We start from the raw sequence: 23,689 nt of genomic DNA on the forward strand, positions 1-23,689 counted from the left end.
GTTAATGTTTCACAACTTCCTGTCCCCGCACATTCCATGTCATCGCAAAGATGAGTGCTGCGATTGCACATGAAGCGGTTAAGAGCGTAAAGCCCGCATTCCAGCCGGATGCATCGACGATAACACCCATCAGCGCATTTGCCGTCAAGGTTCCGCCTAGGTATCCGAACAGACCCGTCAATCCTGCAGCCGTACCTGCCGCTTTTTTCGGAACAAAGTCAAGTGCCTGAAGACCAATCAGCATAACTGGACCGTAAATGAGGAATCCGATCGCGATCAATGATGCCATGTCGATCATCGGATTGCCGGCTGGATTGAACCAGTATACAAGCACCGCGATCAAAACACCTACCATAAAGACAAAGCCTGCCGGTCCGCGGCGCCCTTTAAACCATTTGTCAGAGATCCAGCCGCAAAGCAATGTCCCCGGAATCCCCGCCCATTCATACAGAAAATAAGCGACACTTGATTTGCTCATATCAAAGCCTTTTTCTTCGCTTAAATAGGTTGGCGCCCAATCCAGAACGCCGTAGCGGACGAAGTACACGAAAATGTTGGCAAGTGCGATCGCCCACACCCATTTATTATTTAATACATATTTAAAGAGGATTTCTTTCGTTGATAATTCCGTTTCAAATGTTTTCTTCGACTTGCTTGAATAATCGTTGCGGTATTCCTCGATTGGAGGCAGTCCGACAGACTGCGGCGTATCCCGGATCAGCCAGTAAGAAATGACGGCAACGGCGATGGCGACCAAGGCGGGCAAAATAAATACGCCTTCATAGCCTGTAGCAGATCCCGTAATGCCTGAGAAGATGGCGACGCCGGCAACGGCTATAGGCGCCATCAGTCCCCCGCCGACATTGTGGGCGACATTCCATATGGCTGTTTTATTTCCCCTTTCGCTGACGCTGAACCAGTGGACAAGGACGCGTCCTGACGGCGGCCACCCCATGCCTTGGAACCAGCCGTTTAAGAACAGCATGATAAACATAATGGCGATCGATGAGGTGAAGAAAGGAACAAACCCCATCAACAAGCTGATGACAGCGGAAAGGATCAAACCGGCGGGCAGGAACATCCGCGGATTGCTCCGGTCTGATATCGTGGCCATCACGAACTTGCTCAGCCCGTAAGAGATGGATAGAGCGGATAAGGCAAAGCCGAGCGCCGACTTTGAAAATCCCTCTTCGATTAAATAAGGCATGGCAAGCGAGAAATTTTTGCGAATTAAATAGTATGCCGCATAACCGATGAAGATGCCGAGAAAAACTTGCAGTCTGAATTTCTTATATTCCGAATCAATTTGATCGTCCGGCATCCGCTCAATCGGCGGTGCTGGTTTAAACAGTTTTAACATGGTATACCCCTTCTTTATTCATTTACTTCTTTTCACGCAAAACATCGCGCAGCCGGTCCGGAAAGTTGGTGAACATTCCGGTCGCTCCCCAATCGAGCAGCCGCTTCATATCTTCTTTTTCATTCACGGTATAAGGATGGACCAGCATGCCGGTGCTTCGAATTTTTTGCACGTATGCCCGGTCAATGCGGTCAAAGTTCATGCCGAGTCCGACGCTGTAAGATTGATATTGTTTTAATTCGGCGTCAGTAATGGCAGCCGGTTTGTCGTACCATAATAATTGCACAAGCGGAATGTTTGGATTAGCGTTATGAATGATTTGTAAGCTTTCAGGACTAAAAGATTGAATGATGACTTTGCTTGAATGAATGTTTGCCCCGGTCAGTTTGTATTGCTTCAGAATGTCCAGGAGCTTTTCTTCCATATGATCATAGTCTTCCGGTGATTTTGTTTCGATATAGTAGCGCGCGCTTCTCCCGAATGTTTGGATGATTTCTTCCAGGGTAGGCACTTTCAGACCAACGTACTCCGTTTTTGCCCGCTCAGGATATGCTTCGTTAAACCAGGAGCCTGCATCAAGCTGTTTGATTTCTTTCAGCGTATAGTCTTTGACAAAACCCGTACCATTGGTCGTGCGATCCAATGTCTCATCGTGCATGGCGACCAAATGTCCGTCTTTTGTCATTTGAAGATCGATTTCTATGTAATCGCCTTTCATTTTTTGCCCAAGCTTATAAGCCAAAAGCGTATGTTCGGGAGCATGACCCGATGCGCCGCGGTGTGCGACATTTAATAGCTGACTCGGATTGAGCTGCGGCTGGGAATGGCTTGCGGCCTCCGCATGCCCGCTGAGTCCAAAACCGGCGGCAACGATTGCAGCTGTTATAAGGAAGATGCTGCGGACAAGTTTTTTCATCAAATGATTTCCCCTTTCAAGTCGGTATGCAGAATGTTGGTTTCCGGTTTTTATTCGCCTCCTTATGTGACGAATAAAAAGAGAGATCCACAAAAAAACCCCTGGCACAAGAGGGTCTTATTGTGAATCTCCCATTCTCCGTCACTTGTATTAACTTCTTTCCTATCATACCAAAAATGGAAGCGCTGTCAATATGATTTTAAAAATAAAGAAACCTATCTTTTAAGATAGGTTTCCTGATTATTTAGCGGGCGAACAGCCGGTCGATGAAATCAATGTCCTCTTGAGACAGATTGACTTCTGCCGTTTTGAGGTTGTCGATCAGCTGATCTGCGCGTTTGGCGCCCGGGATCAACACATCGATTTCAGGTCTTGCCAAGTACCAGGCCAACACGATATGTGCGATGTCAACATTGTGTTTTTCCGCGATCGGCGCAAGCTGGTTCACTTTTCTAATGTTTTCTTTGAAGCGTTCGCCTTGGAAGTTTTCCATTTCTCTTCTCAGGTCGCCTTCCGGGAACGTTGTATCTTCGCTGTATTTTCCGGCGAGCAATCCGGAGACAAGCGGGAAGTAAGGAACAAATGAGATGTTATGCTCCTGTGTATACGGGAAGAATGTCGCCTCAGCTTCCCTGTTCAGCAAGTTGTATTCGCCTTGGAGCACATCCACCAATCCGTCTTTGTTCGCTTCTTTCAGCTGCTCAAGCGAAAAGTTGGATACCCCGATCGCTCTGATTTTGCCTTCCTGCTTCAGTTCATGGAGCGCTTGAACCGCTTCGTCTTTCGGCGTGTTCTCATCAGGGAAATGGATATAGAAAAGGTCGATGTAGTCAGTTTGCAGACGCTCCAGACTTTCTTCAACGGATTTTTTCAAAAATGCAGGGGAGTTGTCAAAGACAAAATCGTCGCCTTCTTTCTTATGGGCGGCTTTTGTCGCAATCACGACATCCTCGCGGTTGAATTCTTTGAGGACTTCGCCGATTAATTCTTCGGAACGGCCGATGCCGTATATGTAGGCGGTATCTAAAAATGTGACGCCGTTTCTGATCGCTTCCCGCACCAATTCTTTTCCCGTTTCTTCATTGAGATTCGGATAAAGGTTATGTCCTCCGACGGCATTGGTTCCCAAACCAATCGGGAATACGTGCAAATCTGATTTGCCAACTTTAACTTTTTTCATTGGATTCCCCTCCTGAAATGATATGTTGATCAATAAACTTGGCCGGCCGCTTGGATACAGCCGGTCAAGGATGTCCAATTCAACTATACATGTTTTGCCAAATGGATTTCAATGTTGCGCTCTTTACAGTACTCGTGATATTCCTCATCCAGCGCCTGAGATGTGACGATCGCGTGCAATCTGTGAAACGGCGCGTACGTCAGCAAGGTCGACTTCCCGAATTTGGAATGATCGGCCAGCAAGTATACTTGTTTTGCTTTTTCGGATATTTTCTTTTTAATTTCATATTCAAGCAGATCGGAGTTTGTCAGTCCATGGGTAAGTGTTGCTCCTGTTGCCGACATGAAAGCTTTATTAATATTATATTTATCCAATGTTCCCGGATCATCCATGCCGACGAAGGACTGCGTTTTCCGTTTGTAGTTGCTGCCGATGATGATCAAGTTTATATTTTGCATCGCGGCAGCAGCGTTGATAATGTCGAGGCTGTTCGTTAAAACGGTTACATTTTTATTTGGATCAAGAGTTTCCAATATGGATTGGGTCGTTGTGCCGGAATCGATAAAGATCAGGTCATGGTCTTCAATAAAGCGTGAAGCGTAGTGCGCGATTTTCATCTTGGCATCCTTGTTTTGAATGGTTCTGTTTTCAAATGGGATTAAGGCCGTTTTTTCGATCGCCGTTACGCCGCCGTAGACTTTTTTTATGACTCCTTTCTCGGTCAGCTTGTTAATGTCGCGTCTGACCGTGTTTTTGGAAACATTAAAGACCTGGCAAAGCTCATCAAGCGAAACGGTGCCATTGGTCAAAATATATTCTTCCATTTCTTTAATCCGCATTAACTTCATACCAAGTATCTCCTTCTAGTATATTTGGCTAAATATATATAATAAACCCAAAAGTTAACCAATAATTGTTTAAAAAATGATAACATTGGTGATTATTTTTTGCAAGATTTGTCCTGTTCCTTTTTATTATACAATGTTTTTCTAAATCATTTTAAGGTTTTCTATAAATCTTACAAAAGAAAAATTTAATGATTTTGATTGACTTATGGGTAAGAGCGGATTAGAATATAACCAAGAAGTGACCAAAACGTGATAAAGTTGAGAAATTTCTGAGTGTAAACGTTTTATTGCGTTGCGGTTCTTTTGATAAAATCATCGTTCTATTCATTAATTTCTTTTGTAAGCGTTTAATTCCTGTTTTTTGCGAAAATCCGTTATGCAATGAAGAGCCGTTCGGCATTCATACATAATGGTTGGAACCTGCCCCATCTGTACCAGGAGATGTTTAATATTCAAGGAGGTTATAAGAATGGCAGAAATCAGAAAGTTAAGAAACTATATTAATGGAGAATGGGTTGAAAGCAAAACCGACAAATACGAAGATGTAGTCAATCCTGCGACGAAAGAAGTGCTTTGCCAGGTGCCGATTTCGACGCGCGAGGATATCGAATACGCAGCGCAAACAGCGGCTGAAGCGTTTAAGACATGGTCAAAAGTGGCCGTTCCGCGCCGGGCAAGAATTCTATTTAACTTTCAGCAGCTTTTGACTCAGCATAAAGAGGAGCTCGCCCACCTCATCACGATTGAAAACGGAAAAAACACGAAAGAAGCGTTGGGCGAAGTTGGACGCGGCATCGAGAATGTCGAGTTTGCAGCTGGAGCGCCATCCCTGATGATGGGAGATTCACTTGCTTCAATTGCAACCGATGTTGAAGCGGCGAACTACCGTTACCCGATCGGAGTCGTCGGCGGAATTGCCCCATTTAACTTCCCGATGATGGTACCGTGCTGGATGTTCCCGATGGCCATTGCGTTAGGAAACACATTTATTCTGAAACCTTCCGAGCGGACGCCGCTCCTGACGGAAAAGCTTGTTGAACTGTTTGAAAAAGCCGGACTTCCTAAAGGGGTCTTCAATGTCGTATACGGTGCTCATGATGTAGTAAACGGCATTCTCGAACACCCGGAAATTAAAGCGATTTCATTCGTCGGTTCAAAACCGGTCGGAGAATATGTCTATAAAAAAGGAAGCGAAAACCTGAAACGCGTTCAATCGCTGACAGGCGCTAAAAACCACACCATCGTTCTGAACGATGCCAATCTTGAAGACACGGTAACAAATATTATCGGCGCTGCTTTCGGATCTGCCGGCGAACGCTGTATGGCATGTGCAGTAGTGACGGTTGAAGAAGGGATCGCAGATGAATTCATGGAGAAATTGGTTCAGAAAGCATCTGAAGTCAAAATCGGAAACGGACTAGACGACGGTGTATTCCTCGGACCTGTCATTCGCGAAGACAACAAGAAACGCACACTCGGCTATATACAAAAAGGAGTTGAAGAGGGTGCGAGACTTGTCTGCGACGGACGTGAAAATGTGACAGATGAAGGCTATTTCGTCGGCCCGACAATCTTTGACAATGTCACAACTGATATGACGATCTGGAAAGACGAGATTTTTGCTCCCGTATTGTCAGTCATCCGTGTGAAGAACTTGAAAGAAGCGGTTGACATCGCCAACCAATCCGAATTTGCAAACGGCGCATGTTTGTTCACATCGAATTCGAATGCGATCCGCTATTTCCGTGAAAACATTGATGCGGGAATGCTCGGCATCAACTTGGGCGTACCGGCTCCGATGGCATTCTTCCCGTTCTCAGGATGGAAGTCTTCGTTCTTTGGCACATTGCATGCGAACGGAAAAGACAGCGTCGATTTCTATACGCGCAAAAAGGTCGTCACTGCAAGATATCCGGCGCCTGACTTCAATTAATTGTGAAAAAACCGAGCGGCGCGGTTCCCGCGCTGTTCGGATCATGTTTCAAGTTTGAAAAGGAGGCTTTATCCATGAGTCATTTGTTGCGCAAGCCGCAGGCGAATGAGCTGTCACAAGGCGTGAAGCTTGTACACGAAGTGAAAAAATCGAATTCGGATCTCAGTTATGTCGAGTTTAAAGTCCTTGATCTCGCACCGGGATCCAGCTATGAAGAATCGCTGAGCAAACAAGAATGCTGCATCGTCGCGCTTACCGGAAAGATTACCGTAACCGATCATGAACAGACATTTGAAAATATCGGCACGAGAGAAAGCGTTTTCGAAAGAAAGCCGACCGACAGCGTGTATGTGTCAAATGACCGCAAGTTCGGCATTACCGCGGTTACAGAGGCAAGAGTTGCCCTGTGCTATTCCCCTTCTGAAAATCAGCTGCCGACGAAACTGATCAAAGCTGAAGACAACGGTATTGAAAACCGCGGGAAATTCAGCAATAAACGAACCGTTCATAACATACTTCCGGATTCAGATCCTTCAGCGAACAGCCTTTTAGTCGTCGAAGTCTACACTGAAAGCGGAAACTGGTCCAGCTATCCGCCGCACAAGCATGATCAAGACAACCTGCCTGAAGAGTCCTTTTTAGAAGAAACATACTACCATGAACTTGACCCACAGCAAGGCTTTGTATTTCAGCGCGTCTACACAGATGACCGTTCTATCGACGAGACGATGACTGTTGAAAATGGAAACGTTGTCATCGTGCCGGCCGGATACCATCCTGTCGGGGTGCCTGACGGATACACATCCTATTATTTAAACGTGATGGCAGGGCCGACGCGGAAATGGAAGTTTCATAACGACCCTGACCATGAATGGATTTTGGAACGCTAACAATAAGGCAAGGAGAGGCTGTTGAAGATGAGGTATACGTTTAATGAAGAGAAAGAATTTGACATTGTAGCGATCGGCCGCGCATGTATCGATTTAAACGCAGTCGAATACAACAGGCCGATGGAGCAGACGATGACATTTTCAAAATATGTCGGCGGCTCCCCGGCTAATATTGCAATCGGCAGTTCCAAATTAGGATTGAAGACCGGCTTTATCGGGAAGATTCCGGATGACCAGCACGGCAGATTCATCGAAACCTATATGAGAAATACGGGTGTCGATACGTCACAAATGGCGGTTGATAAAGACGGACATAAAGCGGGGCTTGCTTTCACAGAAATTTTAAGCCCTGAAGAATGCAGCATTTTAATGTACAGGGATGATGTTGCAGATCTTTACCTTGCCCCTTCTGAAGTGAACGAAGACTATATTGCAAAATCGAAGATGCTTCTTGTGTCAGGTACGGCGCTGGCTAAAAGCCCTTCCCGCGAAGCGGTGCTGAAAGCCGTGCAGCTGGCGAAAAAGCATCAAGTGAAAGTGGTCTTTGAGCTTGACTATCGTCCATATACGTGGACATCTGCGGAGGAAACGTCCGTTTACTATACGCTTGTTGCCGAACAATCAGACATTGTCATCGGAACGCGTGATGAGTTTGATGTAATGGAAAATAAGAGCGGCGGCAGCAATGAAGAATCTGTTCAGCATTTGTTTGCACATTCCGCAGATCTTGTCGTTATCAAGCACGGTGTCGAAGGTTCATATGCATACAGCAAATCCGGAGGCATCTTCCGGGCGAAAGCATACAAAACGAAGGTCTTAAAAACGTTTGGAGCGGGGGATTCATACGCTTCCGCTTTCCTCTACGGACTCGTTTCAGGCAAAGATATTGAAACTGCGCTGAAATACGGAAGCGCTTCCGCATCCATTGTTGTTTCCAAGCACAGCTCATCTGAAGCGATGCCGACAGTCGCCGAGATTGAAGAGCTTATCGCGGCTCAGTCTTAAATGAAGAATATGAATAAAGGTGGGATCGTTTGTGGGCAAGAAAATACGTTTAACCACAGCACAAGCGTTAATTAAATTCTTAAATCAGCAGTACATCCATGTAGATGGTGAAGAAACACCGTTTGTCGAGGGGATCTTTACGATTTTCGGCCATGGGAACGTCGTTGGCATCGGCCAGGCGCTTGAACAGGATGCGGGTCATTTAAAGGTGTTTCAAGGCAAGAATGAGCAGGGAATGGCACATGCGGCAATGGCTTACAGCAAGCAGATGCTGAGGAGGAAGATCTATGCTGTATCAACATCAGTCGGACCGGGAGCAGCTAACCTTGTGGCAGCTGCAGGTACGGCGCTTGCGAACAATATTCCGGTCCTCTTGATTCCGGCCGATACATTTGCAACAAGACAGCCTGATCCTGTTCTTCAGCAAGTAGAACAGGAATACAGTGCGGCGATTACGACGAACGATGCTTTGAAGCCTGTTTCGAGATATTGGGACCGGATTACGCGCCCTGAACAGTTGATGAGCAGTCTGATTCGCGCTTTTGAAGTGATGACAGATCCTGCAAAGGCGGGTCCTGCAACGATTTGCATTTCTCAAGATGTTGAAGGGGAAGCCTATGATTTCGATGAAAGCTTTTTTGAGAAACGCGTTCACTATATTGATCGCAAAGAGCCGAGCGAGCGTGAACTGAAGGGAGCGGCGGAGCTGATCAAGTCGAGCAAAAAACCGCTCATCTTGGTCGGCGGCGGAGCGAAATATTCCGGAGCGCGCGACGAATTGATCGCCATGTCTGAAGCTTACAATATTCCGCTGGTGGAAACCCAGGCCGGGAAATCCACAGTGGAAGCTGATTTTGCCAACAACTTGGGCGGAATGGGCATCACAGGTACGCTGGCGGCAAACAAAGCGGCTCGCGAGGCTGACTTGATCATCGGAATCGGCACGCGCTACACCGATTTCGCGACATCATCAAAAACCGCTTTTGACTTTGACAACTCAAAGTTTTTAAACATCAATGTCAGCAGAATGCAGGCATATAAACTGGATGCTTTCCAAGTCGTTGCCGATGCAAAAGTAACGCTCGGCAAGCTGCACGGTTTATTGGAAGGCTATAAGAGCGAATTCGGTTCAATCATCAAGGAACTGAAAGACGAGTGGCTTGCTGAGCGTGACCGTTTGAGCAAGGTAACATTTAAGCGTGAAAACTTCACACCTGAAATTAAAGATCATTTTTCTCAAGAAATACTCAACGAATACGCGGATGTGCTGCAAACCGAGCTCCCGCAAACAACGGCATTGCTCGCGATCAATGAAACAGTTGATCCGGACAGCGTCGTCATTTGTTCAGCAGGCTCTTTGCCGGGGGATCTGCAGCGGCTGTGGCATTCAAACGAACCGAATACGTACCACTTGGAATACGGCTATTCCTGCATGGGATATGAAGTATCGGGAACACTCGGCTTGAAATTGGCTCATCCTGATAGAGAGGTTTATTCACTGGTCGGAGACGGAAGCTTCCTGATGCTCCACTCAGAGCTCATTACAGCAATTCAATATAATAAAAAAATCAACGTGCTGCTCTTTGACAACTCAGGATTCGGCTGTATCAACAACCTGCAAATGGACCATGGAAGCGGCAGCTACTTCTGCGAATTCAGAACAGCAGACAATCAGATTCTCAATGTCGACTACGCGAAAGTGGCCGAAGGGTATGGAGCAAAAACCTACAAAGCGAACACGATTGAAGAATTAAAAGCGGCGCTTGAAGATGCCAAAAAACAAGATGTCTCAACATTGATCGAAATGAAGGTGTTGCCGAAGACGATGACGGACGGCTATGACAGCTGGTGGCACGTAGGTGTTGCAGAGGTTTCCGAACAGGAAAGCGTGCAAAAGGCGTATGAAGCAAAAGAAAAAATGCTGAAATCTGCAAAGCAGTATTAAAGGAGGCACCAGGATGGGCAAGACACAAATTCTATGGGGCATCGCCCCCATAGGGTGGCGGAACGATGATATTCCGGAAATCGGCGCGGGAAACACACTTCAGCATTTGTTGAGCGACATTGTTGTTGCAGGCTTTCAAGGCACAGAAGTGGGCGGCTTTTTTCCGGAACCGGCCATTCTCAATAAAGAGCTCGAGCTGCGAAATCTAAGGATTGCCGGCAAGTGGTTCAGCAGCTATATCATTCGGGACGGCATTGAAGAAGCAGCCAAGGAATTTGCGGCTCACTGCCAGTACTTGAAAGACGTCCATGCCGATGTTGCGGTCGTATCAGAACAGACGTACAGCGTGCAGGGCCTGAATAAAAACGTGTTTAAAGAAAAACCTTATTTCACCGATGAAGAATGGCAGCGGCTATTTGAAGGGTTAAATCACCTCGGGGAAATCGCCGGCCGGTACGGCCTGAAGCTTGTCTATCATCATCACCTCGGCACAGGCGTGCAGACAGAGGAAGAGGTTGACCGGCTCATGGCGGGAACTGACCCGGCCCTCGTGCACCTTCTGTATGATACTGGGCATGCCTACATTTCAGATGGAAATTATATGAACATACTAGAGAAGCATATGGACCGTATTGGCCACGTTCATTTTAAAGACGCGCGCCTCAAGATCATAGAGAAATGCAAGCAGGAAGGAAAATCGTTCCAACAGGCGTTTTTGCAAGGGATGTTCACTGTTCCAGGCGATGGCTGCATCGATTTTAGAGAAGTCTATCAAACGCTATTAAAGCACGGCTATTCCGGCTGGATCGTTGTGGAAGCTGAGCAGGATCCCGATGTTGCCAACCCGCTTGAATACGCATTGATCGCCAGAAAGTACATCGATCGTCACTTGTTGAATGTCCCAGCAACCAATTAGGGGGGCTCTAAATTGAGCAATGGAAGTGCAGCAGTCTCACCATTCAATAAACGAACCGTCGCAGCAGCTTTGGCAAATTACATTGATGCAGGCTCCATTGTCGCAGGATCGGCAGGATTATCTTTATGGGTCAGTTACCTAAAGCTTTCTGATACACAGATCGGACTGCTCGGCGCGTTTAGCGCCAACGCCATCTCAGCGGCAATCGGAGCGCTGCTCGGAGGCTTTTTGGCCGACAAGATTGGCCGAAAGGCTGTCTATACGAACAGTATGCTGGTTTATGCACTGGGGATTTGTTTAGTATTGTTCGGCACCAGCTTCCCCTTTTTGTTAAGCGGTTACATTATTATCGGTTTATCGGTAGGAGCTGATATTACGGCTTCCTGGACGATCATCGCGGAGAACGCACCTAAGAAAAACAGGGCCCGTCATTGCGGGGTTGCGCAGGTCGCATGGGCGGCGGGAGCGGTTGTGGTCCTGCTGCTGTCGGTCCTCCTCGGTGATATAGGCTTATTGGGCAATAAAATCGTGTTTGGGCATTTGCTCGTTATCGCATTGATCACATATGTTCTGCGAAAAAGGCTGCCGGAATCCGATGCCTGGCAGGGTCAATCCGAATCGGCTCAAGCCGTCAGGAAGCCGAAGGCGTCTTATCTCGATTTGCTTCAGCCTAAGTATTTGAAAAGCATTTTATTTTTAATGGGCGTGTACTTGGTTTGGAATCTGGCTGCAGGTGTCATGGGGTTTTTTATGCCTTACATTTATCAGCAGGTCGGCGATGTGTCAGCGACCATGGCAAACATTTTGCAGATGGGGCTGTTTATTTTCACCGGGCTTGGCGTCGCTTTTATCTTCATGCCGTTTGCAGACAAATACAGGAAGACAGTGTTTGGGATCTCCGCATTTGCAGCGGTGATCGGCTGGTCATTGTTTCTGCTTCCGGCAGAGGGCATGCCGATCCTCATCCTCTTTATCGTGATGATCGGCCTAAACAATGGGGCCGGGCAACAGGCCAATTATCAATTATGGGCGAGTGAAATTTTCCCGACGGAATATCGCGCATCTGCACAAGGATTGATGTTCTTCCTCGTTCGTATTTCAATCGGGGCTTGGAGCCTTTTCGTTCCAATGATCATCTCGAATTTTGGAATTGCATTTATGGCGGCCATTCTCCTTGGATGTGTAACGGCCAGCATGCTCATCGGGCTCTTTTTTGCACCGAATACATCCGGTAAGTCGCTTGAACAAATTCAGGAAGAGCTGTATGGGACTCCTCCGGCTCAAGCTGGGCAAGTGCAAACAAGAAAAATTATGTAATTATTTTGAAGGAGTGGCTATCAATGAAATTACGCATTGGTGTTATTGGTACAGGAGCAATCGGAAAAGAACACATCAACCGCATCACGAATAAATTAGCCGGCGGCGAAATTGTCGCGGTCACCGATGTAAACCAGGAGGCAGCTCAGCAAGTTGTAACAGACTACAGCCTGAATGCAAAGGTCTATCCGGATGACGACAGTCTCATTGCAGCCGAAAATGTAGACGCAGTCTTAGTCACAAGCTGGGGACCGGCACATGAATCAAGTGTTTTGAAAGCGATTAAAGCGAACAAATTCGTATTTTGCGAAAAGCCTCTGGCGACGACTGCGGAAGGATGCATGCGGATCGTCAATGAAGAAATCAAAGCGGGCAAACGTCTCGTTCAAGTCGGCTTTATGCGCCGTTATGACAGCGGTTACGTACAGCTGAAAGAAGCGATCGACAACCGGGTCATCGGCGAGCCTCTCATGATCCACTGTGCGCACCGCAACCCGGTTGTAGGCGACAACTATACGACAGATATGGCTGTTGTCGATACGCTTGTCCATGAAATAGACGCCCTGCACTGGCTGATCAATGACGATTACGAATCCGTTCAGGTCATTTATCCGAAAAAATCGAAAAACGCGCTCCCTCATTTGCGTGATCCGCAAATCGTCATCATCGAAACGAAAGGCGGAGTCGTGATTAATGCGGAAATCTATGTCAACTGCAAATACGGCTACGATATCCAGTGTGAAATCGTCGGAGAAGACGGAATCGTGAAGCTTCCTGAACCATCAAGCATCTCTCTCAGAAAAGACGGCAAATTCTCGACGGATATTCTCATGGATTGGCAGCGCCGCTTTGTAGACGCTTATGATGTAGAAATCCAAGATTTCATTGACTCGATCCAACAGAAAGGCGAGGTCAGCGGGCCGACTGCATGGGACGGCTATATCGCCGCCGTGACGACGGATGCCTGCGTAAAAGCTCAGGAATCCGGACAGAAAGAACCTGTGGCGCTTCAAGAGAAACCGAAATTCTATCAAACGTTTACAACTGTTCAAAAATAAAAACTTTCCGAGGAGTGAAAAGTATGAAATTAGCATTGGATCCATCGATGTATCGCGATGATTTAACTTTGGAGGAAACGGTCTATAAAACGGCGGAGCTTGGCTACGAATATATCGAACTATCGCCGCGCGAAGATTTTTGTCCATTCTATAAATATCCGAAAGTCGATTCAGCTAAAATCAAACAATTAAAGCGGCTTTTAAAAGATTCCGGTGTTAAGCTTTCATCGCTCCTTCCGCTTTACCACTGGGCCGGTCCTGATGAAGATCGCCGTCAGGCAGCGGTGCGCAATTGGAAAAGGGCGATCGAAATTGCGGTTGAGCTTGAAGTCGATTTGATGAACAGCGAATTCAGCGGTTCAAAATACGATCCTTTAACAAGTGAAGAAAAATTTATCAAATCCATGGATGAGCTTCTGCCAGTCTTTGAAAAAGAAGGCATTAAACTCAATCTTCAAGCCCATCCATACGATTTTATCGAAACACACAAAGGTGCGATGGATATGATCCGAGCGCTTGACAAGGACTGGATCAATCTTGTCTACTCGACTGCGCACACATTCTTCTATGACGACGGAAAAGGCGACATCGAGACAATGTTTGACGAAGCCGGCGACCGCCTCACGCATGTTTTATTTGCAGATACTTATAATCATAAAGCGGCTCATGGCCTTCGCTACATCGTCAATCCGCCTGACGCGAAAGTAACGGTTCACCAGCATTTGGACATTGGCCAAGGCGAGGTTGATTTTGATACGATTTTCAGAAAGCTGAGAGAGATGAAGTTTGACGGAATAGCGACGAATGCCGTGTTTGCCTGGGTTGACGAAAGAGCGGATGAATCAAGCAGATTCATGCTTGAAAAGCTGAAACAGGAATTACTAGGATAAGCCCCTGAGTTCGGCGCCCTGCCGAACTCTCTCTTCACAAGGATATTTAGATAAGGAGAATCTAATATGAAGCTATGCTTTAATGAAGCAACGACGTTGGAAAATTCAAACCTAGCAAAAGACCTCGAATACTGTGAGAAGCACGGATACGATTATATCGAAATCCGGACGATGGATAAGCTGCCCGAATATTTAAAAGACCATTCTCTCTCAGAGTTAGCCGAGTATTTTCAGACGCATCATATTAAGCCGCTGGCCTTGAATGCCCTTGTCTTTTTCAACAACCGCGATGATAAAGGGCACCGTGAAATCATCGAAGAATTTAAAGGCATGATGGAAACATGCAAAACGCTTGGAGTGAAATATGTGGTCGCGGTACCGCTTGTCACCGAACAAAAAATCTTAAAAGAAGATATTAAAGCGAGCTCCGTCGAAGTGCTGACAGAGCTGTCAGTCATCGCGGAGCCGTACGGTGTAAAGATCGCTGTCGAGTTTGTCGGTCATCCGGAGTGCACAGTCAATACGTTCAGCCAGGCCTATGATATCGTCATGACCGTGAACCGCGATAATGTCGGCCTTGTTCTTGACAGCTTCCACTTCCATGCAATGGGTTCGGACATTGAGGATTTGAAAAAGGCGGACGGCAAGAAGATTTTCATTTATCATATCGATGATACGGAAGACTTCCCAATCGGCTTTTTAAGAGATGAAGACCGCGTTTGGCCGGGACAGGGGGCCATCGACTTGGATGCCCACTTATCAACTTTGAAAGACATCGGTTTTTCGGATGTCGTGTCAGTTGAATTGTTCAGACCTGAATACTATAAGCTGAGCGCGGAAGAAACGATTCGAACGGCCAAAGAAACAACAGTTGAAGTTGTTTCAAAATACTTCAAGATTTAATACGGGATAGGAGGGGTGAACGTGGCTTTCGTTTCCATGAAAGAACTTCTTCAAGAAGCAAAGGAACATCATTATGCAATCGGTCAATTTAATATTAACGGCCTTCAATGGACAAAAGCGATTCTACAGGCGGCGGAAGAAGAACGGTCACCTGTCATCGCGGCCGCCTCAGACCGGCTCATCGATTATTTAGGCGGATTTAAGACGGTTTCCGCAATGGTTGCGGCTTTGATTGAGGAAATGTCGATCTCCGTTCCCGTCGTCCTTCACCTTGACCATGGCAAAAATCCGGAGCGCTGCAAGCAAGCGATTGACGCCGGTTTTAGCTCAGTCATGATCGACGGCTCGCATTCACCAATCGATGAAAACATCGCCATGACAAAAGAGGTCGTGTCATACGCCGGAATTCGCAATGTTTCGGTTGAAGCAGAGGTTGGCACCGTAGGGGGCATGGAAGACGGGCTCATCGGCGGGGTGCAGTATGCCGACATCGGTGAATGCGAACGCATTGTCAAAGAAACCGGTATCGATGCTTTAGCAGCCGCGCTCGGCTCTGTTCATGGAAAATATCAAGGCGAGCCTAATTTAGGATTTAAGGAAATGGAAGAAATCTCACGGGTGACGGACATTCCGCTTGTTCTTCATGGAGCTTCGGGCATCCCGGCTGATCAAATCGCTAAAACGATCCGTCTGGGCCATGCGAAAATCAACATTAATACCGAATGCATGGTGGCCTGGACCGAGAAAACGCGCAGCATGTTTAAAGACAATCCCGATTTATATGAACCCCGCGCCTATATGACGCCAGGGATCAGCGCAGTCAAAGAAACGGTCAAACATAAAATGAGAGAATTCGGGTCATCCGGAAAAGCGGTATGCACCCAAAAGATAGAAATATAATCTAGACCCGTATCGCCTCACTCACTTATCGAAGTGAGTGTTTTTTTGTGCGCAGTATTTGTAAAGATATTCTAAAGGTTCAAAAGAATGATTGACTGTAATTGATATAATAGTTATAATTTCCCTCATAATCCATTTTGATCAGAAAAGATTTTATTTTCTGAAAATAAATGACAGCAAGACAATAACAAAATCAGGTGAATGCTATGCGGACAAACGTTTTAAAGTATCGGGTTCATATTTTATTTATCGTATTATGTTTGATCGGCGGGACGACATGGGCTTTTCAAAAAGCCGGGTTGAGTGACAGCCTTCCATTTTGGTCCGCGGGCATGCGGTTTATGATCGCAAGCATTTTGATCGCGGCGTTTCTTTTGATACGAAGGCAGTTTGTGCTGTCAAAGGAACTGCTGGTGCTGTCGTTTTTGAACGGCATCATGTATTTTTCCGTTCCATTTGGATCTGTTTATTGGGCCTCTCTTTATTTGCCGAGCGGGTTGGTGTCTATATTAGCGGCTAGCATTTCAGTCTTTGCCCTGATGATCAACCGCCTTGTCAAAGGGACACCGGCGACGAAATTGCAGAAATGGGGCATTTGCCTTGCGTTGCTCGGCATTACAATCGTGTTTGGCAATCAGCTGTTGATCAAAGTCGATGTTATTGAAATCGTCGCCATGATTGTGATTTTGTGTGCGATGTTTGGCTCGGCTTTTATTCAAATCAAAGTACAGCAGAGAATTCGTTCGCTTCCGATCTTGAGCTTTAACTCCCTTTCGATGCTGAGCGGCGGAGCGGTATTGCTCATCAGCAGCCTCATCTTTGAAAGCGGGACAAGAACGTTTTCCGGCGTGAGCCTTTATGCGCTGCTTTATTTAGCGGTTGTCGGCTCGATATTGGGTTTTTGGATCAACATTTATCTGCTTAAAAAATGGCACATCTCAAAAGCGACTTCCCACTTGTTTATCTCCCCCGTCATTGCGCTTTATATCGGATTTCTGTTTCTGGATGAAAAACTGAATGCGAATATTTATTTAGGAACGCTGTTTGTCATATTCGGTGTGATGTTCATCAACTTAAAAAAAGAAGAGAGGATCGCGAAAATTGACGATACGAAACAAAAACTTGGCCATCATTTGTCAAAATAAGCACTTGCCGTTTATTTTTGAAGAAGCTGAGCATTTAGGATTGAAGGTCACGTTCTTTTACAATTCAGCCGAAGATTTCCCGGGCAATCTTCCGGCTGTGGAACGCTGTGTGCCGCTGCCGTTATTTGAAGATGAAGAAGCGGCGCTGGAAATCGTCAAACAGACATTTGTCGAATTTCCGTTTGACGGCGTTGTGACACTGTTTGAGCCGGCATTGCCTTTCACGGCAAAAGCCGCTGAAGCTTTGAATCTGCCGGGGCTTTCTTTCACAACAATGGAAAACTGCCGCAATAAAAATAATACCCGCAGCATCCTTCAGCAAAACGGCCTGAATACGCCGGTTTTCCACGAGTTCCATACGCTCGCTGATCTCGAAGACAGGAAACTGACTTATCCATTAGTTGTTAAGCCGGTCAACGGCTTTTCAAGCCAGGGCGTCGTCCGTGTTGATGATAGGAAGGAGCTTGAGGAGGCCGTCAGGAAAGTCGAGGCTGTTAACGAGACGGACCTTAATCGATTCGTACACGGCAAAACGGGCATCATAGCCGAGCAATTTATCGATGGGCCGGAATTTGTGATTGAAACGCTGTCGATTCAAGGAAACGTACATGTTCTTTCGATTGGATACAAAGGGAACAGCAAAGGTCCGTTTTTTGAAGAAGGCGTCTATATTGCTCCGGCTCAATTGAAAGAAGAGACGCGCCTTGCGATTGTTAAGGAAGTGACAGGAGCCGTTTCAGCGCTGGGCATTCATCAGGGGCCGGCTCATACGGAGCTGAGGCTGGACAAGGTCGGAACACCTTATGTTATCGAGGTGGGCGCCAGAATCGGCGGTTCAGGGGTTTCGCATTACATCGTCAAAGAGAGCACGGGCATCAATTTTATGCAGCTTGTCTTGCAAAACGCAATAAAGCCGCTGGAGAGCAGCGAGTTTAAAGAAGAGATCCGGCCTGTAAGGACAGCCGGCAATTATATCATTCCTGTACAGGGCTCCGGCACTTTTGAAAAAATCGACGGACTGGAAGAAGTCAAACAGAGGCCGGAGGTAAAGCGGGTGTTTCAATTTATTAGAAAAGGCGCGAAAATTCTGCCGTACCCGCATTTTTCCGGTTATCCCGGATTTATATTCACAAGCCATCATTCATATGAAGAATGCGCAGCTTTCTACCGGGAACTGGATGATGAGCTTCATATCATATATCAAAATAATTTGACGGGTACAATAGGAGGTTAAGATGATCTCGACTAAAGTGCAGGAAGAACAAGCCGTGATGATTGTCCATACGCTCGGTCCCAAAGGCACGAACTGCGAAAAAGCCGGCCTGCTTTGGCTCAAAAACAAAGGGGTCCGCGGGGAAGTCAGGCTTTATGAAACGTTGGAAGAAGCGCTCCCTCATGTTAAATCGACAGAAAATTCAGTTCTTTTAGGCTGTGCCGTTTACCCGTTTTTGCATCAAATTGTATTCGAGAATCTCGCTGACTTAAAGATCATAGACAGTTTTGTGATGCCGACATACAACATGGTTTTTGCCGCAAAACAGCACACGATGGCATCTGACATTCAAACCGTCGCTTCACACCCTGCTCCCGCCCATCTGGCGAAGCTGTTCAGCAGTCAAGTCCAATTTGTCACCAGCAATGCACAAGCGGCCCTGGCCTGCGCTTCAAACGCGGCTGACGGCTGTATCACGACGATTAAAGCAGCTGATGAACACCGTTTGAAAGTCATTCAAGATTTTGGAGAAGTGCCGATGTGTTTTACGATCCACGGGCTTAAATCAATCGAAGGAGGAAGCCGATGACGACATTGACAGGGGACATTGTAAACTTGGTCAACGAGCAGATTGTACCGAACATTCATGAATTACAGACGTACCAAAATGATAAAGGACAGATTACAGAGCGTCACGAAAGGGCGGAACAGCTTCTGCTGCAATTGATAGAAGACGCTGGAACCATTTATGAAGCGGTTCACCTAACGGCTGCAAAAGAGGCGTTTAAACAGGACGTCTTGGATTGGATCGGACGCGGATTGGGGGAGACGCCGTATTTTGACCGGTTATTGACGGCTTACCGGGCTCCGAATGATCAGGAGACGACCTTTTTTGCGGCGCCGATCGTGACGCCGAATGGGCCACATGCGAAAGGCTGTTATTTTGAAGCCTTTTTGGCCGTTCGTGAAGAACCTGCCATGATGAGGCCGATAGAAGAAGAGCTGCCCCATCCTGAAAACGGCTGCCAATCCCTCAAGCTTCTCGCCGGAACAAAGGGGTTCACGGAAGAAAAATGTATCGTATTCTTTCCGGAAAATGTGAAAACAAAAGAGAACATTACATCACAGACATTCGCGATTTTCTATTTTAATAAGTTTTATCACATTTACCATGAGGATACGCTGAAAAGAGCGAGGGCCATTTTTGAACATGCGCCTTTCAAGTCGGCTCAGCTTTCCCCCGACCGCACATATGAAGCAAGGGTGCTATGGGGCTACCTTCATGACTATTTTCATCATTGCGGAAAAAAACCTTTTCACCTGCATATTCAGGCGAAAATGAATTTTTTCGCAGGCATTTTAGAAGAAGTCAAGGTCGATTGCCAAGCGATCCTCACTTTGTGGGAGCGGCAATATGACGGCTGGGAGGAAATAATCGAATTTGTTTTGTATGAACGGCTGCTGCGCTATCCAAGCCAGCATAATGCAACGCGGAATTTTGATTCCGGGACAGGCTATTTTCTGTTCAGCTGGATCATTGAAAACGGCCATTCCATTCAAAGAGGAGAAGAGAAACCCGTGTCGCTTGATCTTTCCCGATGCATGGACGATTTAAAAAAGCTTGTGGCTGAAATCGAACAGCTGGAAGAGATCGAGGATGACTCGGCATACAAAGAGGCGGCGGAACGCTATGTCAGACAATACCTGCCTCCCGGGCGTGAAGGCGAGCGGTTCAGCGTTCCGGAACAATATTTCATTGACGAGATCAATAAGAAAATCGAAACCGCCCGTCTTCGGTTTGAGCGGGAGAGACTGGAAGCGTGAAGCCGGCATTAAGCAAAATCGGAGAGAAAATGAATGAGAAGACAGGGGTCAGGGCTGTGATGAACGATATTCAGGAAGTCCTGGCCGGCGGAGATCGGTCATACATTAATTTAAGTGCGGGCAATCCAATGATATTGCCCGGCGTGTCAGCCATGTGGAAGTCGGCTCTTGCCAATCTGCTCGAAGATGACAGGTTTTCTTCGGTAATCGGCCAATACGGATCGAGCTATGGAACCGATGAACTGATTGAAAGTGTTGTCCGCTTCTTTTCAGAGCGGTATCGCGCCGACATTCGAAAAGAGAATGTGCTGATTACAGCCGGAAGCCAGCAGCTGTTTTTTCTGGCGATTAATTCGTTTTGCGGAATGGGAAGCGGGTCTGTGATGAAAAAAGCCTTGATTCCGATGCTTCCCGACTATTCAGGATACAGCGGAGCGGCGTTGGAGCGGGAGATGATTGAGGGGATACCTCCTCTCATTTCGGTATTGGATGATCATACGTTTCGATATGAGCTCGACCGTGAGGCGTTTTTAGAGAGGATGAGGACCGATCCGTGCATTGGCGCTGTCTTGCTTTCACGGCCGAACAATCCTTGCGGAAACATCCTGCCTGGCGAACATGTAGCATTCATTTCTGACGCCTGCCGAGAAGCGAATGTTCCGCTGTTCATTGATTCCGCATATGCTCCGCCTTTTCCGGCGATTCATTTTATCGACATGGAACCGATTTTCAACGATCAGATTATCCACTGTATGAGCCTTTCAAAAGCAGGCCTGCCTGGCGAAAGGATCGGAATCGCCATCGGGCCGTCCCGGTACATTCAGGCAATGGAAGCATTCCAGTCTAATGCGGCGATCCATTCTTCGAGGCTGGGGCAGTATATGGCGGCATCTGTTTTGAATGACGGGCGCCTCGCCGACATTTCGCTAAATGAAGTCAGGCCGTATTACCGCAATAAATTCAAGCTGCTTAAGGATACGCTTTTAGGCAAGATGCCTGAAGACATCAAATGGTATTTGCATCAAGGGGAAGGGGCGCTTTTCGGATGGCTGTGGTTTGAAGACCTGCCGGTGACTGATGCCGCGCTGTATGAGTACATGAAAGCCGACGGAGTCATCATCGTTCCCGGCTCATCTTTCTTTCACCATCAATCCCGGTACATGGCGCATTCGCACCAGTGTATACGAATCAGCCTAACCGCGGCGGATGAAGATATCATAAAGGGAATCGATGTTTTAGCTAAAATTGTGAAGGAAGTATATGAGAAGCAGGTAGAATACTTATAAAAAAACAGGGGCTAGAAGCAAGCCCCTGTTTTATTCGTCAATCTTTCCGCCGCCATTGGCCTTTCTTTTTCTCCGCCTGGCGGTTGTCAAAATCAGAATAACCGCTGCCGCTATGATCACGATCAGGATGGCAATGTACATCACATGTTGCTGATTGCTTTCTTGTTTATCATCCGTCTTGGTTTCAGCTGATTTTGCTGTCAGCTGCTGATGGTTTGTAAACAGCTGATGGCTGTCCGTTTCATTAACGACGGTTGCTGCGAAGTCATTGCTGTTTAAAAAGTTGATCATTTCTTTTGTGACAGCTGTGCCTTGCCCTTTAAACGGCGCGAAAACAGCCATCGAGTAATTTGAATCCCAAAGCGATGTTTGAGTAAACGCGATTTGTTTCGTCGTTTCATTCAGCATTTGAAAAGATGACACATCAAATGTCCCGTTTTTCGCCGTCGGAACAGCCAATTCGGAGGTTTTTTCCTTCAGCAGAGAGAATTGATCGACACTTCCGATGAAGATGATGTTTCTTCCTTTCATGTCATCCGGTTTGACTTCAGCGGATGTTTTCACTGTGAATGCCTGCCTGGCTTCGCTGCCGAAGGAGCCGACCACAAGTGAAAGTTCATGAAGCTTAGACTGATCCGCCTTGTCGGGCAGGATCATCAGCGTTTTGTTATCCTGATCTCCCGCGTAGGGAAGCGGCCACTCTTGAAAATCGGCTGAAGCTGACGTGTCGCTGACATGGTAAGACAATGCACTCTGTTTATCGATGAAAATCCACTTGTCACCGTTCCCCGCATAGCAGGGGTTGTTCTCTTTCAACCCTGAAGTGGCAAATTGAATATCGATGTAACGGTTTTTTTGCAAAAGTTTCGGATCGACTTTTAAAGAAACATGGTAAAAGCCGTTTTTGTCTTCTTTTCCTAAATCGTCAAGTCCGACGGAATGAGGCTGACCATTGATCATGACCTTCAGCTCCGCCTGTTCCGCAGCTAAGTCGCTTTGACGGGCCTGCTTTTGAATCGTCTCCGATTTTTTCATCGTAAGCGAAAGCTTTGCAGGTTGATTCTTGTCTAATAGCGCCGGTGCGGGGTAATAAAAATGCTCGGAAGATGTCTGTCCGGACCCGATTGTCAAATCCCCCGTCCCGAAATCCTCGAGTGTCAGCTTGCCGCCTTCCCGTTTATTATGCTGCTGAAGTTTGCCGATTGCCAGCGTGTCGCCGCTGAGCTGGGCGGCATACGTTTTGTCGGTAATGACGCTGATCTTTTCAGAAAGAACATCATCAGATGATGCAGCTGCAAACAATACAGGCTGTTGCTTATCCTTTGCTTTGAGCATCCGTTCCGCAAGCAAAAGCTTGTCTTCTTTTGCTTCGAGCTTTGCTTGTTTTAACAGCTTTTTCACTTTGCCGCTCCAGTGATGCTGGACGCCGATCACAATCGTCGGCCTGTCGATTTTCGCCAGGTCAGATTCACCAAAGATCTTCGTGCTGATGCTATTGTCAACCGTTTTAAGGTAGGCTTCTGTTTTAACTGCAGCTTCGATTTCAGCCGAACTTGGATGGTCCGGAATGACGATTGCCGTTTTTTCCACGGAGCTGCCGGACTGGGCGAACGGATAAGGATAATGTTCGAGCGCCATTCCTTTAGATTCGTTCTTTTCTCCGATATTCAGACGGCTGTCCGGGTAAATTTTGATCCAGTTCCCGGAAGAGTCCTGTCTGACGCAGACGCCTTCATGAACCACACCGTAGAACTTCAGTGATAGGCTGTGAAACCCTGGAGACGACTGGCTTTTGTTTAGTGCGAGTTTCAGCGTTTTCTTCCCGGCATTCCCTGCAAGCTTAACCGTTTTGACCGGTTCGCCATCAATCTCGGCTGTTAAAGAAGACGGTGAAATTAAAAGGTCTGAGGCCTCGTATTCAAGTGTGAGCTGCTGATGGGCAGAGGAGGCGCCCGCTGGAATTTGATACGTCAGCTCGGCGTTGTCTTTTGCCCCGTACAAGGTTAAGAGATCGTTTGTAAGAACTTGCTGTTCGGCTTGTTCCCGGCTGTTTTTCCCGAGGATCGAGCCGTCTACTGTAACGTCTTTGGCAGCTGCAGCTTGTCCCGTCGCCGTGATCAGCATAAGGCTTGCCAGACATATGATGATATATTTCAAAAA

General features: G+C 46.9%; 20 protein-coding genes. 15 read left to right on the top strand and 5 right to left on the bottom strand.

Annotated features, from left to right (window positions below; genetic code table 11):
• Position 1: 1 nt before the first annotated feature.
• The 4 genes from glpT to ACH97_RS03020 form a co-directional block, all read right to left on the bottom strand.
• The gene (glpT, locus tag ACH97_RS03005) at positions 2-1,360 is read right to left on the bottom strand and encodes a glycerol-3-phosphate transporter (protein WP_020453551.1); all 1,359 of its coding nucleotides are present in this window, start codon (positions 1,358-1,360) and stop codon (positions 2-4) included.
• Positions 1,361-1,382: 22 nt separating this feature from the next.
• Complete coding sequence (locus ACH97_RS03010) at positions 1,383-2,276, bottom strand: glycerophosphodiester phosphodiesterase (RefSeq protein ID WP_020453550.1); 894 nt, start codon at positions 2,274-2,276, stop codon at positions 1,383-1,385.
• 244 nt (positions 2,277-2,520) lie between these two features.
• Positions 2,521-3,456: an aldo/keto reductase gene (locus ACH97_RS03015; RefSeq protein ID WP_020453549.1), complete on the bottom strand. Its 936-nt coding sequence runs from the start codon at positions 3,454-3,456 to the stop codon at positions 2,521-2,523.
• 83 nt (positions 3,457-3,539) lie between these two features.
• Complete coding sequence (locus tag ACH97_RS03020) at positions 3,540-4,304, bottom strand: DeoR/GlpR family DNA-binding transcription regulator (RefSeq protein ID WP_020453548.1); 765 nt, start codon at positions 4,302-4,304, stop codon at positions 3,540-3,542.
• 469 nt (positions 4,305-4,773) lie between these two features.
• On the opposite strand from ACH97_RS03020, the gene iolA reads away from it, so the two are divergent.
• The 15 genes from iolA to ACH97_RS03095 all read left to right on the top strand — a co-directional run bounded on the left by iolA (position 4,774) and on the right by ACH97_RS03095 (position 21,529).
• Positions 4,774-6,237 carry a methylmalonate-semialdehyde dehydrogenase gene (gene iolA / locus ACH97_RS03025; RefSeq protein WP_020453547.1) on the top strand — a complete coding sequence of 488 codons (1,464 nt, stop codon included), beginning with the start codon at positions 4,774-4,776 and terminating at the stop codon, positions 6,235-6,237.
• A gap of 74 nt (positions 6,238-6,311) precedes the next feature.
• Positions 6,312-7,127 carry a 5-deoxy-glucuronate isomerase gene (gene iolB, locus ACH97_RS03030; RefSeq protein ID WP_020453546.1) on the top strand — a complete coding sequence of 272 codons (816 nt, stop codon included), beginning with the start codon at positions 6,312-6,314 and terminating at the stop codon, positions 7,125-7,127.
• Between the two features lie 27 nt (positions 7,128-7,154).
• On the top strand, positions 7,155-8,132 hold the full coding sequence (gene iolC / locus ACH97_RS03035; protein WP_020453545.1) for a 5-dehydro-2-deoxygluconokinase: 978 nt from the start codon (positions 7,155-7,157) through the stop codon (positions 8,130-8,132).
• A gap of 31 nt (positions 8,133-8,163) precedes the next feature.
• Complete coding sequence (gene iolD / locus ACH97_RS03040; protein ID WP_020453544.1) at positions 8,164-10,077, top strand: 3D-(3,5/4)-trihydroxycyclohexane-1,2-dione acylhydrolase (decyclizing); 1,914 nt, start codon at positions 8,164-8,166, stop codon at positions 10,075-10,077.
• A gap of 13 nt (positions 10,078-10,090) precedes the next feature.
• On the top strand, positions 10,091-10,993 hold the full coding sequence (gene iolE / locus ACH97_RS03045; protein ID WP_020453543.1) for a myo-inosose-2 dehydratase: 903 nt from the start codon (positions 10,091-10,093) through the stop codon (positions 10,991-10,993).
• Positions 10,994-11,005: 12 nt separating this feature from the next.
• Positions 11,006-12,310, top strand: a complete 1,305-nt coding sequence (locus ACH97_RS03050; protein ID WP_020453542.1) for an MFS transporter — start codon at positions 11,006-11,008, stop codon at positions 12,308-12,310.
• A 23-nt stretch (positions 12,311-12,333) separates the two neighbouring features.
• Positions 12,334-13,368: a bifunctional inositol 2-dehydrogenase/D-chiro-inositol 1-dehydrogenase gene (iolG, locus tag ACH97_RS03055; protein WP_020453541.1), complete on the top strand. Its 1,035-nt coding sequence runs from the start codon at positions 12,334-12,336 to the stop codon at positions 13,366-13,368.
• A gap of 23 nt (positions 13,369-13,391) precedes the next feature.
• A complete protein-coding gene (locus ACH97_RS03060) occupies positions 13,392-14,258 on the top strand; it encodes a sugar phosphate isomerase/epimerase family protein (RefSeq protein ID WP_020453540.1) in 867 nt (288 codons plus the stop codon).
• A 66-nt stretch (positions 14,259-14,324) separates the two neighbouring features.
• On the top strand, positions 14,325-15,161 hold the full coding sequence (gene iolI / locus ACH97_RS03065; protein ID WP_020453539.1) for a 2-keto-myo-inositol isomerase: 837 nt from the start codon (positions 14,325-14,327) through the stop codon (positions 15,159-15,161).
• Positions 15,162-15,182: 21 nt separating this feature from the next.
• Positions 15,183-16,061 carry a class II fructose-1,6-bisphosphate aldolase gene (gene fba, locus ACH97_RS03070; RefSeq protein WP_023856876.1) on the top strand — a complete coding sequence of 293 codons (879 nt, stop codon included), beginning with the start codon at positions 15,183-15,185 and terminating at the stop codon, positions 16,059-16,061.
• 206 nt (positions 16,062-16,267) lie between these two features.
• On the top strand, positions 16,268-17,206 hold the full coding sequence (locus ACH97_RS03075) for a DMT family transporter (RefSeq protein WP_020453537.1): 939 nt from the start codon (positions 16,268-16,270) through the stop codon (positions 17,204-17,206).
• On the top strand, positions 17,163-18,440 hold the full coding sequence (locus tag ACH97_RS03080) for an ATP-grasp domain-containing protein (protein ID WP_020453536.1): 1,278 nt from the start codon (positions 17,163-17,165) through the stop codon (positions 18,438-18,440). The genes ACH97_RS03075 and ACH97_RS03080 overlap by 44 nt, the downstream gene beginning before the upstream one ends.
• A 1-nt stretch (position 18,441) precedes the next feature.
• Complete coding sequence (locus ACH97_RS03085; RefSeq protein ID WP_020453535.1) at positions 18,442-19,008, top strand: prephenate dehydratase domain-containing protein; 567 nt, start codon at positions 18,442-18,444, stop codon at positions 19,006-19,008.
• The gene (locus tag ACH97_RS03090) at positions 19,005-20,243 is read left to right on the top strand and encodes a DUF6421 family protein (protein WP_020453534.1); all 1,239 of its coding nucleotides are present in this window, start codon (positions 19,005-19,007) and stop codon (positions 20,241-20,243) included. Before ACH97_RS03085 ends, ACH97_RS03090 begins: the two co-directional genes overlap by 4 nt.
• On the top strand, positions 20,240-21,529 hold the full coding sequence (locus ACH97_RS03095; protein ID WP_020453533.1) for a valine--pyruvate transaminase: 1,290 nt from the start codon (positions 20,240-20,242) through the stop codon (positions 21,527-21,529). Before ACH97_RS03090 ends, ACH97_RS03095 begins: the two co-directional genes overlap by 4 nt.
• Before the next feature lie 30 nt (positions 21,530-21,559).
• Here ACH97_RS03095 and ACH97_RS03100 read toward each other — a convergent pair whose 3' ends face one another.
• Positions 21,560-23,686, bottom strand: coding sequence for a cellulose biosynthesis cyclic di-GMP-binding regulatory protein BcsB (locus ACH97_RS03100; RefSeq protein WP_020453532.1), 2,127 nt, complete (start codon positions 23,684-23,686; stop codon positions 21,560-21,562).
• Positions 23,687-23,689: the final 3 nt, after the last annotated feature.

Origin of the sequence: Bacillus paralicheniformis, assembly GCF_001042485.2 — a bacterium.
Lineage (GTDB): Bacteria > Bacillota > Bacilli > Bacillales > Bacillaceae > Bacillus > Bacillus paralicheniformis.

Excerpts from the sequence above, each read along its gene's own strand:
- glpT (WP_020453551.1), bottom strand. The coding sequence starts at position 1,360 with ATGTTAAAACTGTTTAAACCAGCACCGCCGATTGAGCGGATGCCGGAC.
- ACH97_RS03010 (WP_020453550.1), bottom strand. The coding sequence starts at position 2,276 with ATGAAAAAACTTGTCCGCAGCATCTTCCTTATAACAGCTGCAATCGTT.
- ACH97_RS03015 (WP_020453549.1), bottom strand. The coding sequence starts at position 3,456 with ATGAAAAAAGTTAAAGTTGGCAAATCAGATTTGCACGTATTCCCGATT.
- ACH97_RS03020 (WP_020453548.1), bottom strand. The coding sequence starts at position 4,304 with ATGAAGTTAATGCGGATTAAAGAAATGGAAGAATATATTTTGACCAAT.
- iolA (WP_020453547.1), top strand. The coding sequence starts at position 4,774 with ATGGCAGAAATCAGAAAGTTAAGAAACTATATTAATGGAGAATGGGTT.
- iolB (WP_020453546.1), top strand. The coding sequence starts at position 6,312 with ATGAGTCATTTGTTGCGCAAGCCGCAGGCGAATGAGCTGTCACAAGGC.
- iolC (WP_020453545.1), top strand. The coding sequence starts at position 7,155 with ATGAGGTATACGTTTAATGAAGAGAAAGAATTTGACATTGTAGCGATC.
- iolE (WP_020453543.1), top strand. The coding sequence starts at position 10,091 with ATGGGCAAGACACAAATTCTATGGGGCATCGCCCCCATAGGGTGGCGG.
- iolG (WP_020453541.1), top strand. The coding sequence starts at position 12,334 with ATGAAATTACGCATTGGTGTTATTGGTACAGGAGCAATCGGAAAAGAA.
- ACH97_RS03060 (WP_020453540.1), top strand. The coding sequence starts at position 13,392 with ATGAAATTAGCATTGGATCCATCGATGTATCGCGATGATTTAACTTTG.
- iolI (WP_020453539.1), top strand. The coding sequence starts at position 14,325 with ATGAAGCTATGCTTTAATGAAGCAACGACGTTGGAAAATTCAAACCTA.
- ACH97_RS03075 (WP_020453537.1), top strand. The coding sequence starts at position 16,268 with ATGCGGACAAACGTTTTAAAGTATCGGGTTCATATTTTATTTATCGTA.
- ACH97_RS03085 (WP_020453535.1), top strand. The coding sequence starts at position 18,442 with ATGATCTCGACTAAAGTGCAGGAAGAACAAGCCGTGATGATTGTCCAT.
- ACH97_RS03090 (WP_020453534.1), top strand. The coding sequence starts at position 19,005 with ATGACGACATTGACAGGGGACATTGTAAACTTGGTCAACGAGCAGATT.